Here is a 15,841-nt window from a genome sequence, read left to right on the forward strand (position 1 = left end):
ATTATATTATGAAAAATTTACTTTTAATTATATTATTTAGCACAGCAGTTTTATGTACAGCACAAGTTTATTCGTTAAGACCTATAGAAATTAGTCTTCCTGAAAATTCATATCAAAAGGATATTGATAACGAACTACCAGCTTATGAAGGCACTTGGAAAGGAACATGGGATAATAAAACTATTTATATTACTTTCAAAAAAATCACTAATAAATATGATACACATTTTAAATATTACAAAGATTACTTAATTGGAAAATTTAAGGTTTTAGATTCTAATGGCTTAATCCTTTTTGATAACACTTATCTTTCTGATGATAATGCTAAAATTACAGGAGTAAACTTTAGGAAATACGGGGATAAGTATGCGTTAATTTACGTTGATACTGATCTTTGTAATACTTCTGGGAGTATAAAAATAGGTTTTACTGATTTTACCAAGACTAAATTAAACTGGAACTACTATTATCGTAATGAGATTGTAACTGTTGATTGTCCTTACACAGCGATTCCGCAACCTTTGCCGGAAGAGATTGTTCTGACCAAGCAGTAATGAAGAATATACTTTTAATTATATTATTTAGCACAGCAGTTTCACTTACAGCACAGATATATCCTTTGAGAACTTATACAGAGATTCCGAATAATACCTATCTTAAAGACACCAATAACGAACTTCCTGCTTATGAAGGAACTTGGAAAGGAATTTGGGATAATAAAATTCTTTTTATAACATTTAAAAAAATTACTAATAAGTATAATGAGAATTTAAAATATTATAAAGATAATTTAATTGCAAAATTTAAAGTTTTAGATTCGAATGGTGTAGTGCTTTTTGACAATACATTTCTTTCTGATGATAATGCGGAAATCTGGGGTGGAAAATTTAGAAAAGCGGATGATAAGTATTCTTTGGTATATATTGATAATGATCTGTGTGGAACTTCGGGAAACATAAGAATAAGTTTCACCGATTCTACAAAAACAAAATTGAACTGGAATTTGTATTTTGGCAGTAATATGATTACGGATGATTGTCAATATTATTATAGTGAAATTCCTCAATCATTGCCTGAAGAAATTATTTTGACTAAGCAATAATAAAATGGAAGACTGCTTTTTTGAAAGCAGTCTTTTTTGATATTAGAATTTACAGAAGCAGAGAAATGTACAGCTATTGTCCTGTAAAAATCTCAAAATACAGGTTTGTATCTTTAAATAATATTCACCTCCCTTTCCAGTTCAATCCCGAATTTTTCATGTACAGAATTAATGATTTCTGTGGAAAAATCAAAAATTTCCTGTCCGGTTGCGTTTCCGGTTGTGTTTACAATCACCAAAGCCTGTAATTTGTGGGAAGCTGCGTTTCCGATTTGTTTTCCTTTCCAGCCGCATTGTTCGATGAGCCAGCCAGCCGGGACTTTTACAAGATCTCCGCTCGGATATCCCGGAATGTTGTTAAATTTCTCTTGTAGTTTTTTAAACTGAGCTAAAGGAATAGTCGGATTTTTGAAAAAACTTCCGGCATTTCCAATCTGTTTAGGATCCGGTAATTTGCTTTGACGGATATTGATGACCGCTCTGGAAACATCCTGAATGGTTGGGTTTTGTATTCCTAAATGATTGAGTTCTGTTTGTATAGCTCCGTACTCGGTTTTTACGGTGTGATTGTGTGTTGTTAATTTAAAAGTGACCTCTAAAATAACATATTTACCTTTTCCCTCCTGTTTGAAAATGGAATCTCTATAACCAAAACGACATTTTTCGAGATCAAATCTTTCTTTTTCAACAGTTTCACGGTTTAAAACTTTACATTCAACAAAAACATCTTTTATTTCTGTTCCGTAAGCTCCGATATTCTGCATGGGTGAAGTTCCGACATTTCCTGGAATCAGGGATAAATTTTCCAGTCCGCCATAATTTTTATCAAGGCAGAAAACTACCAATTCGTGCCAGTTTTCTCCTGCTTTTGCGGTGATTAATACTTCATTTTCATTCAGAATTTTTTCAGAAATTCCTTTTAAATTAAGTTTCACTGCAATTCCGTCGAAATCTTTAGTCAGCAAAATATTGCTTCCACCTCCTATAAACAGGAGCGGGAGAGATTGGGTATTGGAAAGTTTAAGGGTTTCTCTTAATTCGTCAACAGAATTGATCTCAACAAAATATTTTGCTTTAGCATCAACTCCGAAAGTATTATAGGGTTTTAAAGAAAAATTTTCCTGCATTATAGTTGAGGTGTTTTTGCAGTTGTCTGCTGTTTTTGAGAAAGAATTTTTCCCAGTTTTTGTTTAAAGTTTTCCAGTTGGTAATAATTAACGTCATTGTATGCATTGACGTAGATGTGAGATTTTTTGTTGGTTTTGATGATAAAAGTTTCATCAATCCCGTCAAGATGCTGAATACTGGGAGAACTACGGATGCTGTCAAGATTTTTCAGCTTAAATGAAGAGGTAAGAGAATCCCAGGACGAAATATTTACCGCATTTTTCCAATTTGTGTTTTGGGCTGGCTTTGAAGTTCCGCTTTCAAAAAATATAGAATCTTTGCGGATTTTTATGATTTCGTAAAAACCGTTTCTTCCGCCAATATGAGAAATGTTGATTGATTCTATTTTTTCCGGTTCTGTATTTTGTTTTTCTGTGTTTTTATTTTCACAAGAAAAAAAAATCAGCAGTAAAAACCATGAAAAAAAACTTTTCCAAATTTTTATTTTTACTGCTGACATTGACTTGCTATTAGATGTTAAAATCCAATTTATATTTTTCCAGTGCATTTCTAAGGATTTCAGCACTTTTTATCAAATCTTCTTCTTTAAGAACGTAAGCGATTCTCACCTGTTTTTTTCCAAGTTCAGGATTGCTGTAAAATCCTCCTGCAGGAGCAACCATAATGGTTTCATTGTTTAATGAATATTTTTCCAGCAGCCATTGGGCAAACTTTTCGGTATCATCTACCGGAAGCTCTGCTACACAGTAAAATGCGCCTTTTGGTTTTGGACAAATTACTCCCGGAATTGAGTTCAGAAGATCTACCAGAATATTTCTTCTGTGAGTATATTCTTCTCTTACCGATCTGATGTAAGCGCCGTCATTCTGGTGAGCTGCTGTTGCTGCAATCTGACCTAAAAGTACGGGGCTCAATCTTGCCTGAGCGAAAAGCATCGCCGCATCACGTATTTTCTTGGAACGGGTAATCAGGCATCCGATTCTTACACCGCACATAGAATATCTTTTTGATTCTGAATCTATAATAATGCAGTTTTCGCTCAACTCAGGAAATGCAAACATGGAAATCTGCTGTTTTCCATCATAAACATATTCTCTGTAAACTTCGTCAGATATGACAACGATGTCGTATTTCAAAGCAATTTCAGCTAATTTTTGTAATTCTTCACGAGTGTAAAGATATCCGGTTGGATTTCCGGGGTTGCAGATGACAATTGCTCTTGTTTTAGGAGTGATTTTTTTTTCAAACTCTTCAATTGGAGGCAGTGCAAAGCCGGTATCAATAGAAGAAGGTATCGCCACTACATTGACATTGAAAGTACTTGTGAAGCCGTTATAATTAGCATAATAAGGCTCCGGAATGATTACCTCATCACCGTCATCACAAAGAGTGGAGATGGCAAAATTCAACGCTTCTGATCCTCCGTTGGTCACAATAAAATTGTCCGGTGTAAGATCTGTAAAATCTAAAGAATGATAATATTCTGTAAGGGCTTTTCTGTATTCGATATTACCCTCGGAAAGAGCATATTCTAAAACTTTTAAATCAATATTTTTAAGAGCATTAATAGCAGTTTCCGGTGTTTCTATGTCTGGCTGACCAATATTGAGATGGTAGACTTTGGTACCTCTCTGTTTTGCCTGTAAGGCAAAAGGAACCAGTTTTCTTACCGGTGAGGGCGGCATATTTTGCGCTCTGTTTGAAATGTTTGGCATTGTCTAAAAATTTGTATGGCAAAAATAGGAAATTATTTTATCTCTTATGATGACTTTTAACGGCTAATTATTATTTCATTAATGATTATTGTGTGTTTGTTAAATGTTTGCTTTTAGTGTGTTTATTTTTATTGTAATCAATTTTATATTATATATACATTATTGATATTGTTTAATTTTTAAAAATAATTTAATTTGTTATATGCTTGCTAAAAATTTATTCATAGTTTTGCGTTAAACTAATAAGATATTTTATGAAAAGAATTCAACCAGTTTCTGTTCTGGGCATTACGGCTTTATTCGCCGGTTCTTTAATGTACGCTCAAAACTTTCAGCCAATGCCTGTACAATCAGGTTTTAACACAGATGTTATTGCAAATGGAGTAGGTTCTTCTATGCTTTCTACATCTTCAGATGTAGATGGAGTTTCATTTGCTTTTGTTTCTAAAGATTTTAAAGTCACCGCTGCTGATCCGGATTTAACCTATGGATTACCTGTCGATGGTATCATCAATAGTGAAGTGGCAACTACACCAGGTCTTATGTATAATATGGCAAGTTACAGCAGCAGCAATTCTCTGAAACTTTCCAATCAAAATGACAGTGGGACTTTAACTTTTGCTGTACCAAAACCTGCATTTAGATTGTATATGCTTGCTACCAGCGGAAGCGGGGCGTCTACTGTCTCTGTGGTTGTTAATTTTACTGATAATACTTCTCAGACTTTTACAGGTATCAGTATTTCAGATTGGTATAATGGTTCTGGTTTTGCTATTCAGGGATTTGGAAGAATTAACAGAACAAATGATGTATTAGAGTCAGGAAGCGGAACTAATCCAAGGCTGTATCAATCTTTACTAACCATTGATGCAGCAAACCAGGCTAAGCTCATTCAGAGTGTGACAGTCACAAAAACGTCTACTGCTCAGGGATATCCTAATGTTTTTGCATTTTCTGCGGATGTTTATTCAGACTGTCTTCCTCCAACGGTGCAGCCTTCAACAAATATAACTGATAATAGTGCCACAATAAATTGGTCGGCTTCACCAAGTACGACAGCAGCATCTTATGATGTATATTACAGTACAAGTCCTGTGATTCCTACTTCTGCTACAGCTCCGGTTTCGAGCAATGTAACAGGATTATCTGTTCCTACAGGCATCTTGACACCCAATACGACCTATTATTTCTGGGTAAGGTCTAACTGTAATGGCTCTTCGGCACAAAGTTCATGGTCTTTCGGAGGTAATTTTAAAACTTTATGTGGTCCAATGGCTGCAATGTTTGAAAATTTTGACTCTATGTCTACCGGAACAAATTTGCCCGATTGCTGGGTTAGAAATTATGTGAACGGAACCATGTCAATATCGTCAACCAGTCCGGCTTCGGGAACAAGAAATGTTTATCAGACCAATTCATCGTCTCAAACTCCAAGTACAGTTGTTTTACCAGAATTTAATAATATAAATGCAGGTACACATTGGCTTAAATTAAAAGCAAGAGTGACCTCAGCTGGCGGAGTTCTTAACGTAGGGTATGTCACCAATCCTACGGATGCTTCCACTTTTACATTAATTCAATCTTTAAATATTCCAAATACATCGTATGGTCCGGAATATTTTGTAAATGTACCGAGTACAGTTCCTGCCAATGCGAGATTAGCCATAAGAAATACAGCTGACGGGAAAGGATATTATTGGGATGATGTGAAGTGGGAAGCTATGCCTGGATGTACTCCTCCATTTAATATGACAACGTCAAATGCTAGTCAAAACTCTGTAGATGTTACGTGGGGAGCTGCGGCAACGGGAGCTGCAAACGGCTATGAATATTATTATTCTCCAGTAAGTACAGTTTCGCCTACGGCAACAACAATGGCAAGCGGTACATTTTCTCCGAATTCAATTAACGGAATTATAACAGGTTTAGTTCCTAATCATACATACAACTTGTGGATTCGTACAGTGTGCAGTGCTACAGAAAAAAGTGAATGGGCAGGTCCTGTAATTTTCCGTACAACATGTGCGCCGGGGACTTCTCTTTTTGAGGATTTTGAATCTTACTCTGCAACGTCTATTGTACCTGACTGTTGGGCGAGAATTGTACCAAACGGTTCTCAGACAATCACTTCCACAAGTCCTGCTTCAGGAATAAGAAATATTTACCAGTATGCATCTGCAGCCAATACTCCGTCAGTAGTTGTTTTGCCGGAGTTTTCCAATATAAATGCCGACACTCACAGATTACGATTCAAAGCTAGAGTGGCAACGGCAACAGGGAACCTGCAGGTTGGATATGTAACAAGTACAACCGATGCATCTACATTTGTAAGTATACAAAGCTTAAGCATTCCAAACACCTCTTATGGTGTGGATTATATTGTTGATGTTCCTGCTACAGTTCCTGCTACGGCAAGACTTGCTATAAGAAATACCAATGACGCAAAAGCATATTATTGGGATGATATTTATTGGGAACCTAAGAATTCTTTAAGTACTTCTGAGGTTACTTCTAAAAAGAAAGTATCAATTTATCCAAATCCTTTCAATGATGTGTTGTTTGTTTCTGAAACAGAAAACATCAAAACAATTAAAATAACTGATGTTTCGGGTAGAGTTTTAAAAGTAATTGATAACCCTTCTAAAGGAATTAATCTTCATACTTTAAATGCAGGATTATACTTGGTTACCATGTATTTCAAAGACGGATCAATAAATACTGTAAAAGCTATTAAAAAATAGTTTTTCCGCATCAAATATCCTTAAAGTCGTTTTGTAGTATTGCAAAGCGGCTTTTTTTGTCTAAAGTAATGTTGTTGATTTGTTTCTGTATTTACTGATTTAAACTACGTTTAAATCAGTTTTAATATATAAATAAAATAAAAAAAAGCGTTGAAAATCAACGCTTTGTACTGCAGAAAGGAAGGGATTCGAACCCTCGATACAGTTACCCGTATACTACCTTTCCAGGGTAGCTCCTTCAACCACTCGGACACCTTTCTATTTTGAAGACTGCAAAAGTAGACTATTTTATCGAATAAAACAATTCAATTCTGCAATTATTCAGTTATTTCTCCGCAAAGATTTCTGGAAAAATTTTCAGCAAAACTTCCTTGGTATTTAGGATTGTCAATCAGGTGCATAGCTTTTGTAATGGCAGATTCTGCGGTCATATCTTTTCCGCTGATGGCTCCGATTTTTGAAAAAACATTGCTGTTTTCATATTTACCAAAAGATATTCCTCCTGAAATGCATTGGCTCACAACAATGATCTCTGTTCCGTTGTTTCTGATCTGCTGTAATGTTTCCAGTGTTTTCTGACTGCTAAAAATTGTTCCTGAGCCGAAAACCTGCAGAATAAGGACTTTCATTTTAGGTATTTCTTTAAAATGATTCAATTTCATTCCCGGAAAAATTCTCCAAAAAAGAACATCTTCCGAAATATGTTCATCAATATGGAAATTTTCTTTACTTGTGCTTCTGAAAAGATTTTCTTTATGAATGTTAAGATGTACTCCCGATTGTCCTAGTATAGGATAGTTCGGACTTGCATATGCATCAAAATACTCTGCAGAATATTTCAGAGTACGGTTTCCGCGAAGTAATTTATATTCGAAATAAATCGCCACTTCCTGAATGACAGCTTCATCATTTTCATATAAACTTGCATAATAAAGACTTGTAAGAAGATTTTCTTTTGCATCTGTTCTTAAATCTCCAATCGGAAGCTGTGAGCCTGTTAAAATGACAGGTTTATTTAATCCTTTCAGCATAAAGCTCAGTGCAGAAGCAGTGTAAGACATCGTATCTGTACCATGTAAAACTAAAAAGCCATCGTAATGATCATAATTTTTGAAGATATAATTGGCTATTATTTTCCATTCCTCTGGTCCCATATCCGATGAATCCAACGGTTTAGCAAAAGGATGTACAAACACTTCACATTCCATCAATTTCATTTCCGGCATTTTTTCAAAAATATTTCCAAAATCAAACGCTCGGAGACTTCCGGTTTCGTAATCTTTTTCCATACCAATTGTTCCGCCGGTATATATCAACAGGACTTTTCTTTTCATGTAAACTTTTCTTAGAATTTCAAAATTACGTTAATTTGCAAAGATTTGAAAGAAGATGAAAGATTTAGAGAAAACTTACGAATATTTACAGCAGTTTTTAACAGAAGAAAGATTGAGAAAAATTGAGCATTTCGCCCCTGAAAGTTCAGATTTTATTCTGCCGGTAATTGAAGATATTTATCAGTTTAGAAATGCGGCGGCAATTGTACGTTCGGTTGAAGCATGCGGTTTTCATAAAGTGGTGGCTTTACAGGAAGAATATAGTTTTGAACCTAATTTAAGGGTTACCAAAGGTGCCGATACATGGGTTGAGGTCGAAAAACTTCCCCGGAATATGGAATCTTTTCAGAAAATTAAAGACAGAGGCTATAAAATGGTTGCGGTTTCACTAGAGAAAAATGCAAAATTTTTACCTGAATATGAAATTACAGAACCCATTGCTTTGGTTTTCGGAACCGAAATGGAAGGCGTTTCTGAAGAAATTTTAAATTTTGCTGATGAAACTCTGGCAATTCCGATGTATGGTTTTACAAGAAGTTTTAATGTTTCTGTTGCAGCATCAATCTGTATGTACGAACTGAAGCAAAAGCTGATAAAATCGAATATTGATTATAAATTAAATGAAGAAAAACTCCTGAGAATGAAAATTCGCTGGGCGGTAAATTCTATGAGAAGCGGTGAGCAGATTTTTGAAAAGTATTTGAGAGATAATGATGTAGCTTATTAAATCATTTTATGATAATTCCAGGCAGTGACAAAAACTCCCGCAGTTTCGGTTCTTAAACGCTGATTTCCCAGAGAGACAGCTTTTATTTCTTTCTCTGCTAAAAACATAATTTCCTTATCCGAAAAATCACCTTCAGGACCAATAAGAAAAGTATAATTTTCTGATTTTGGAATTTCGTTCAAATTAATTCGTTCTAAATTTTCGTTGCAGTGCGCCACGAAAGTATTTTCAGCATTGATGTTTTTTAGAAATTCGGGTAATTTAATTAAATCATTAATGACCGGAAAATGAAACCGCAGACTTTGTTTTGAAGCTGCAATCGCCTGTTTCCTGATTTTATCAATATTGATATTCTTTCTTTCCGTTTTTTCAGTGTGAAGAATGGTAATTTCAGAAATGCCCATTTCTACAGCTTTTTCCACAAAAAATTCAATACGGTCGATATTTTTTGTCGGTGCAATCGCAATATGAAGTTTCGGGCTGAAATCAGGAGTTTCAGTTTTAATTTCGGTAACTTTAATTCCTGCTTTTTTTCCTTCAATAAACAAAGTCCCTGAAGCAAGATCTCCTTTTCCGTTGGTTACATGAATTTCTTCCCCGTCTTTCATACGAAGAACCTTTACAATATGCTGCTGTTCTTCTTCGTTGATGATTGCTTGTCCGTTATTTATTTCTCCAAAAAAAAGTTTCATTGTTTAAATATATAAAGTCTTGTAGAGTTTTAATAAGGTATGATTGGCTGAAACCCTATTTAAAAGAATATCTCATTTTCACTGATGAATGCCACTCCGGTTTTTATCGTGGTATAAATATCGCCTTCGCAGTCGCGATAAGAACAGATGTAAATTTCTTCAATCCATGAATTATTCATAAAAATCAGATTCAGATATTCATTTTTTCTTAAATTGTTTTTAATCGACAAATAATCTCCTTCTTTTGGCTCATAAGCAAAGCTGAAAACATTTTCAGAATTTATTTTCTCAATAATTTCTTCCTTTATATTCTGAATAAAACCTGTTTCTGAACTTGTCATCTGGAAATTATCCTCACCAAACTCTTGGGCAGCCTCATTTTTTCCTGTGACTGTTTCTAAAACCCAATAGTATTTTGAATTCTTTTTAGATTGTGTACCAAGTACTTTTTCTTCTAATAATATTTTCATTACAGATCGTATTTAGACGTTGCCGTAGCTCTCAAATCGGTAAATTCGCCACGTTCAAATTTCAGCTGGGCAACCATCGCAATCATTGCGGCATTGTCGGTTGTATATTCAAATTTTGGGATATAAATATTCCATCCCAATCTTTCATGATTATCCTGCATCACTTTTCTTAATTCAGAATTGGCAGAAACTCCGCCTGCGATGGCGACTTCTTTTATATCTAAATCTTTTGCAGCTTTTTCCAGCTTATTCATCAAAATTTCAATGATACATTTCTGAACAGAAGCACACAAGTCATTGATGTTTTCTTTAATGAAATCAGGATTTTTCTTTACTTCTTTCTGAATAAAATAAAGCACAGAAGTTTTAATTCCGCTAAAAGAATAATCGTAATTTTCTAATTTAGGCTTATTGAATTTAAAAGTGTCAGGATTTCCTTCTTTCGCCAATCGGTCAATGATAGGACCTGCAGGATAATCCAAATTAAAAATTTTTCCAATTTTATCAAATGCTTCACCGGCTGCATCATCGGTCGTTTTCCCGATAATTTCCATGTCAAAATAATCTTTCACAAGGACAATCATTGTGTGTCCGCCGCTTACGGTAAGGCATAAAAAAGGAAATTTGGGCGGCACAGGATTTGCATCGTCGATGAAGTGCGCTAAAATATGTGCCTGAAGATGATTTACTTCTATCAAAGGCACATCCAGACTCATCGCAAGTGATTTGGCAAAAGACGTTCCTACAAGAAGGGAACCCAAAAGTCCGGGACCTCTGGTAAAGCCTATGGCAGAGATTGCATTTTGTTGTATATTTGCTTTGAGTATCGATTTTTCAACAACAGGAATGATATTCTGTTGATGCGCGCGGGAAGCAAGCTCGGGAACCACGCCGCCATATTCTTTGTGGATTTCCTGGTTGGCTGCAATATTAGAGAGAATACAATTTCCTTTGATAATAGCAGCAGAAGTGTCGTCACAAGATGATTCGATACCTAAAATTATAGAGTCGCTCATAATAATGGCAAAGTTAGAGAATAATAACGAAAATGAGAACAAAAAATCGGTAGCTGAAAACTTGGGCGATCAGGTACAGAAAACGGTTGATAATGTTCAGGAAACGGTAAAAGGAGCTGCTGAGTTTGCTTCTGATGCAATAAACCACCCAATAGATACAGCTCAGGAATTCGGAAAGCAGGCTGCAAAAGATGTAGTCAGCTATTCTTGGTGGGCAAAACTTTTGCTGATACTTTTCTGGACTGCATTATCACTCATTGTTCTGATTTTTATAGCTATTAATTTGCCGGTAACAAAAAGATGGGCGGCAGATCAGGCTTTGCAGATTGTTAACAAGGACTTTAAAGCTGAAATGTCTACCGAAAGTGTTGAGGTTAACTTTTTTGGAGATGTCACCATCAAAGGTTTGAAGATCAAGGACTATAAAGGTTTAGATTTTATTACCTCAAAAGAATTTATTGCAGATTCTGACTGGTTTTCATTAGCAACAAATATAGGTAAAAACAATTCTTTAAGCTTCAGTAGACTGACCCTTAAAAATGCTGATATTAAAGTAATCACATATAAAGGGGATAGTATTTCAAATTTCATCAGATTTACGCAGCTCTTTGACAGCGGAAAAAAAAGAGATCCGAAAAAAAGTCCTTTCCAGCTTAATGCAAGATTGGAGATTCTTAATTCAAAAGTTTCCATTGTTAATCAAAATTCTCATGGTGAAGCTGGAAAATGGTTGACTGCAGATAATGTAAATTTAATTTCTCCAAAAGTTAGAGTTAACGGAACTGATGTCAATGCGCGCATTGATAATTTTACGTTTATTACCAAAAGATGGGGAAAATCTCATTTTGTTGAAACTTTTTCTACAGATTTTTCGATGACTCAGGATTATCTGTCTTTGGGGGACTTGACATTCAATACCGATCATTCACTTCTTCAGGGTGATATTAAATTTAATTTGAATAATGGTTCATGGGCAGATTTTACAGATAAAGTGAGTTGGGACATGAATATGAAACTGGGAAGTCAGTTGAGTGGATACGATATCAGTTACTTTGTTACCAATTGGGACAATTTTATACCGTTTAATGCGAGCGGAAAAATGACGGGACCTTTAAATAATTTCACTTTAGAAAATTTCCTGATACGAAACCCAAGTGTCAATATTGCAACAAAAAAGCTTAAAGCAAAAGATCTGCTGAAAGGCAATTTTTTAATAGAAACCAATGATCTTTCAACAGATTTTACCTATAAAGATCTGAAGGCAATGATGCCTACATTTGTTTCATCAAAAATGAAAAATTTTGCTGATGATTTTGGCAAGCTGAAGTACAATGGTGCTGCAAGAGTTACTCCGAAACAGGTGTATGTATCTTCCGGAAATCTAATGACAGGAATAGGACAGGCTAAAATTTCTAATTTTTCTTTAACAGATTACAGCTCGTCTTTACCTAAATATAAAGGATATGCAGAGGTAAATGATCTGAATACTTCAGTTATTACTAAAAATAAATCGGTAGGATTGATTTCAGGTAAATTTAATCTGGACGGACAAAGCTTTGATGTCAATACCATGCGTCTGAGTACAAAATCTCAGATTTCCAGTATTGAAATTATGGACAAAGAGATCAATAATGTGGTACTGAATGGTCTTTTAGATCATAAAAAATATAACGGCTTAATTACCGTAAGCGATGAGCAGGCAAAAGCCACAATAAATGGTTTGATTGATTTCAGTACATCAAGAATTTCAGCTAATGTAGATGCTGATATTAGGCATTTGAATATTAATTATTTTTCAGGTAAGGCAGGTAACCAGATTGTAAGCGGTAAGGTTAATGGTAAAATGGCAATGTCAGACATTAATGACCTTACACTGGATGTGGATGCTTCAGACGTGAATTTTGCAACAGCAGATCAAAAATATTATATTCCCAATGCTCAGCTAAAAACATTTATTGAAAACGGCAACCGCTCAATTTTGGTCAATGCGCCGGGAGCAGTTAATGGAAAGATTTCAGGAAAATATAATCTTGCTGATCTTGCCGGGATGATAGAAAATGGTCTTGGCAAAATTCTGGTAGGTCCAGAACCTAGAAAACTATACCGTGGGCAGCTTTTTACGATGGATTTTGATGTAGAGCAAGGTGTAATCGCCTATTTTCTTCCCGATCTAAAGCTTCCGCAAGGTGCAAAAGTAGTAGGAGAGTATGATGGTAATTCTAATAATCTGATTCTAAACCTAGATGCATCTTCGCTCAAATACATTATGACCAAAAAGGAAGAAATTTCCGAAGCAGACAGACTTTTAGCGGAAACAAATCCTGAGTATAAAATTGATGACCGCATCAGGATGACGAGAGACAGTGCGATGGTTGATAGTGTGATGGTGAGAATCAACACGGCAAATGCAGATCAGCAGCTTTATGCTAAAATAAACAGATTAGAATACAATAAGAATATTTTTAAAGATCTCATTCTTACAGGTAAAAATGACAATGGATCTTTGCTCAGAATATCTACAAGTTTTAATCATGGAAGTCCTCAAGATGAATTAGAGGAAAATCTGAAATCTTACACAATTAATTTTAATCAGTCTACCAATTCGGAAGGAGATTATATTTTCAGGTTTGAACCCACAGAAATAACGCTTAATAATACAAAATGGGCTGTTGACACTAGTCCGGAGCTTGATCATTATATTAGTTACAGAAAAAATACCGCAGATTTTGAAATCAGAAATCTTAAAATTTATTCTGACGACAGCTCACTGATGATCAATGAGTCTACATTCAAATCTGCAAAAGATTTTTATGTAGACGCTGAAGTGCAAAACTTTGCCATTGAAAAATTGTTCGAAATGCAGGCAGGAGGAAATCCGATGGATATCAAAGGTCTGGCGAACGGAAATGTGAAAATCAAGATGGATCAAAATACGTTGCAGCCTTTGGTAGATCTTACCGTAGATAATATTATGATGAACGGGAATGATATGGGAGATGTTACTATTTCGGCAGTTAACGGATTTTCACTTAATGTATATGATGTAGACGTAAAAGTAGCTTCTGCCGGAATATTGGGAGGAAATAATCTTCACTTGACGGGTACAGTAAATAATAATACTTCATCACCAACTATTGATCTTAATACAGAGCTCAGAGATTTTGATCTTTCGTTTACTCAGCAATTTGTACAGTCGATATTTGGTAATCTGAGAGGTAAGGCTACAGGAGATCTTAAAATTAACGGAACATTAAAAAATCTTGATTACAGCGGTGATATTGCTTTGAAAGATTTTGGCTTAAAGCTTTTATTTACGGGGGTAGATTATTCTTTTGATGATACAGTTATTTCACTTTCACGAGGTCTTGCAATCTTAAACAATATTGGGGTTCGTGACGGAAGAGCTAATTCGCAGGGAACAATTTCCGGTGCAATTCAGTTTGAAACCTTATCTTCCATGGGAGTCAACCTGGTAATGAGGGCAGATAATCTTTTAATGCTTAATACCACGCAGAAAGATTATGATTTGTTTTGGGGAAGAGTTTACGGACAGGGCGACCTGTATGTGGATGGTCCGGTTTCAGCACTTAATCTTTCCACACCTAATATGAAAGCATTAAACGGAAGTACATTCACATTTAATTCCAGCTCAACTTCTAATGTAGATGAGTTTAAAATGCTCCGCTTTTTAAAAGAAGGCAAAGATGGTCTTATTACTTTGGAAGAAAAGAAAAAGACCGGAGCCAATATGAATATTGATTTTAATGTAGATGTAGATAAAGGCACTACGGTAAATGTTTTGGTGGGTGACGATGCAGGAAACATAAGTGTTAAGGGAGCCGCAAGAAATTTGAAATTCCAGATGAGCAGACAGGGAAATATCGCCATGAACGGAACCTATATGGTAGAAAGCGGAACTTTTATTTCCAAAGCGATTCTTAACAGAACATTTCAGATTCAGAAAAACAGCAGTATAAGATGGGATGGTGATGCAATGAGACCGGCTTTAGATATTACGGCAAACTATGTAAGGATGGTTTCCAATGCGGGTCAGTATTTGAATATGGGACAGCTACAGCCGATCAGTGTATTGCTTCAAGCGAAAATTACCAATACCCTGAATGATCCTCAAATTGATCTGAATGTTACTGCTCTAGATGTTTCCAGTCAGGTAAAAGAAACTTTGGCAGCCAGAATCAATCAGACTGAAGGAGAGAATGTATTACAGTTTGGATCTATTCTCCTTCTCAACTCTTTTAATGTAACCAATTCCGGAGGGGTAAATATTGATGCCGTTGGTGTTGCTGAATCTTCAGGATACAATATGCTCCTGAAACAATTAGGATCGGTATTAAATACAGTGAGTAATGAATTTCAGATTGATTTGAATTATGTAAGAGGAGATCAGTTATCAAATTTTGGTGACAGAGCCAATGCAGGCGTTAGTTTTGATTTGTCTTCGAGAGTTACGGTAAAAACTGGTTTGGGGATTCCTTTGACAAGAACCGAAACTGCCAACAATAATTATTTGTCCGGTGAAGGATCTATAGAATATGATATATCTAAGAAAAACGACGGAACACTTGTTGTAAGAGGTTATTCTAAGCCCACCAATATCGGAATGGGAGTTGGGACTGTAGGAACAAACGGCTCTGCAAATCAGGCGTATGGAGGGGGTATCGTTTGGAGTAAAAGCTTTAATTCTTTCTTTAAAAAGAAGAAAAAAGATAAAAAGAAACGGTCTGACTCAGTCTTCATAAAAACAGATTCTTTAAAATCAACGCTTAAATAGTTAGAATTTTTTAATGATTTTTATCATCCGTGTTAATTATTGTTAATGTTTAATATTATTTTTTTAGTTTAATTATTTTTTTTAATTTTGTAAAAAATTTAAAGATTTTTTAGGAAAAATATAA

12 protein-coding genes and 1 tRNA gene are annotated in these 15,841 nt (G+C 35.2%); 5 read left to right on the forward strand and 8 right to left on the reverse strand.

The annotated features are described in order from the left end of the window. Positions 1 to 8 precede the first annotated feature (8 nt). Together FOL89_RS02135 and FOL89_RS02140 are read left to right on the forward strand one after the other, a co-directional pair. Complete coding sequence (locus FOL89_RS02135) at positions 9 to 554, forward strand: DUF6705 family protein (protein WP_144281196.1); 546 nt, start codon at positions 9 to 11, stop codon at positions 552 to 554. Beyond that, complete coding sequence (locus FOL89_RS02140; RefSeq protein WP_144281197.1) at positions 554 to 1,102, forward strand: DUF6705 family protein; 549 nt, start codon at positions 554 to 556, stop codon at positions 1,100 to 1,102. The genes FOL89_RS02135 and FOL89_RS02140 overlap by 1 nt, the downstream gene beginning before the upstream one ends. Positions 1,103 to 1,215: 113 nt before the next feature. On the opposite strand, the gene murB is transcribed toward FOL89_RS02140, so the two are convergent. Genes murB through FOL89_RS02155 form a run of 3 tightly spaced genes read right to left on the reverse strand, consistent with a single transcriptional unit; the run spans position 1,216 to position 3,945 of the window. Further along, the gene (murB, locus tag FOL89_RS02145) at positions 1,216 to 2,229 is read right to left on the reverse strand and encodes a UDP-N-acetylmuramate dehydrogenase (RefSeq protein WP_144281198.1); all 1,014 of its coding nucleotides are present in this window, start codon (positions 2,227 to 2,229) and stop codon (positions 1,216 to 1,218) included. Beyond that, positions 2,229 to 2,729 (reverse strand): hypothetical protein, encoded by a 501-nt coding sequence (locus FOL89_RS02150; protein WP_144281199.1) that lies wholly within the window; start codon positions 2,727 to 2,729, stop codon positions 2,229 to 2,231. Before FOL89_RS02150 ends, murB begins: the two co-directional genes overlap by 1 nt. A gap of 10 nt (positions 2,730 to 2,739) precedes the next feature. Next, positions 2,740 to 3,945, reverse strand: coding sequence for a pyridoxal phosphate-dependent aminotransferase (locus tag FOL89_RS02155; protein WP_144281200.1), 1,206 nt, complete (start codon positions 3,943 to 3,945; stop codon positions 2,740 to 2,742). Positions 3,946 to 4,199: 254 nt separating this feature from the next. Here FOL89_RS02155 and FOL89_RS02160 point away from each other — a divergent pair, with 254 nt between their 5' ends. Further along, positions 4,200 to 6,686, forward strand: coding sequence for a fibronectin type III domain-containing protein (locus FOL89_RS02160; RefSeq protein ID WP_144281201.1), 2,487 nt, complete (start codon positions 4,200 to 4,202; stop codon positions 6,684 to 6,686). A 173-nt stretch (positions 6,687 to 6,859) separates the two neighbouring features. Here the strand turns inward: FOL89_RS02160 and FOL89_RS02165 are convergent. Together FOL89_RS02165 and FOL89_RS02170 are read right to left on the reverse strand one after the other, a co-directional pair. Continuing rightward, a tRNA-Ser gene (locus tag FOL89_RS02165) sits at positions 6,860 to 6,946 on the reverse strand. A gap of 57 nt (positions 6,947 to 7,003) precedes the next feature. Beyond that, positions 7,004 to 8,020 (reverse strand): asparaginase, encoded by a 1,017-nt coding sequence (locus tag FOL89_RS02170; RefSeq protein ID WP_144281202.1) that lies wholly within the window; start codon positions 8,018 to 8,020, stop codon positions 7,004 to 7,006. A 55-nt stretch (positions 8,021 to 8,075) separates the two neighbouring features. Between FOL89_RS02170 and FOL89_RS02175 the strand changes: the two genes are divergently transcribed. Beyond that, on the forward strand, positions 8,076 to 8,747 hold the full coding sequence (locus tag FOL89_RS02175; protein WP_144281203.1) for a TrmH family RNA methyltransferase: 672 nt from the start codon (positions 8,076 to 8,078) through the stop codon (positions 8,745 to 8,747). Here FOL89_RS02175 and FOL89_RS02180 read toward each other — a convergent pair. From FOL89_RS02180 to tsaD, 3 genes are read right to left on the reverse strand one after another with little or no spacing between them, the layout of a single operon-like run. Then, positions 8,744 to 9,439 (reverse strand): RsmE family RNA methyltransferase, encoded by a 696-nt coding sequence (locus FOL89_RS02180; protein ID WP_144281204.1) that lies wholly within the window; start codon positions 9,437 to 9,439, stop codon positions 8,744 to 8,746. The genes FOL89_RS02175 and FOL89_RS02180 overlap by 4 nt on opposite strands. A gap of 59 nt (positions 9,440 to 9,498) precedes the next feature. Continuing rightward, complete coding sequence (locus FOL89_RS02185) at positions 9,499 to 9,909, reverse strand: hypothetical protein (protein ID WP_144281205.1); 411 nt, start codon at positions 9,907 to 9,909, stop codon at positions 9,499 to 9,501. Further along, positions 9,909 to 10,925, reverse strand: a complete 1,017-nt coding sequence (gene tsaD, locus FOL89_RS02190; RefSeq protein WP_144281206.1) for a tRNA (adenosine(37)-N6)-threonylcarbamoyltransferase complex transferase subunit TsaD — start codon at positions 10,923 to 10,925, stop codon at positions 9,909 to 9,911. Before tsaD ends, FOL89_RS02185 begins: the two co-directional genes overlap by 1 nt. 4 nt (positions 10,926 to 10,929) lie before the next feature. Between tsaD and FOL89_RS02195 the strand changes: the two genes are divergently transcribed. Next, entirely contained in the window at positions 10,930 to 15,717 is a 4,788-nt protein-coding gene (locus FOL89_RS02195) for a translocation/assembly module TamB domain-containing protein (protein WP_144281207.1), read from the forward strand. Positions 15,718 to 15,841 lie beyond the last annotated feature (124 nt).

Source organism: Chryseobacterium echinoideorum (assembly GCF_007474535.1).
In the GTDB taxonomy this organism is placed as follows: Bacteria; Bacteroidota; Bacteroidia; order Flavobacteriales; family Weeksellaceae; genus Chryseobacterium; species Chryseobacterium echinoideorum.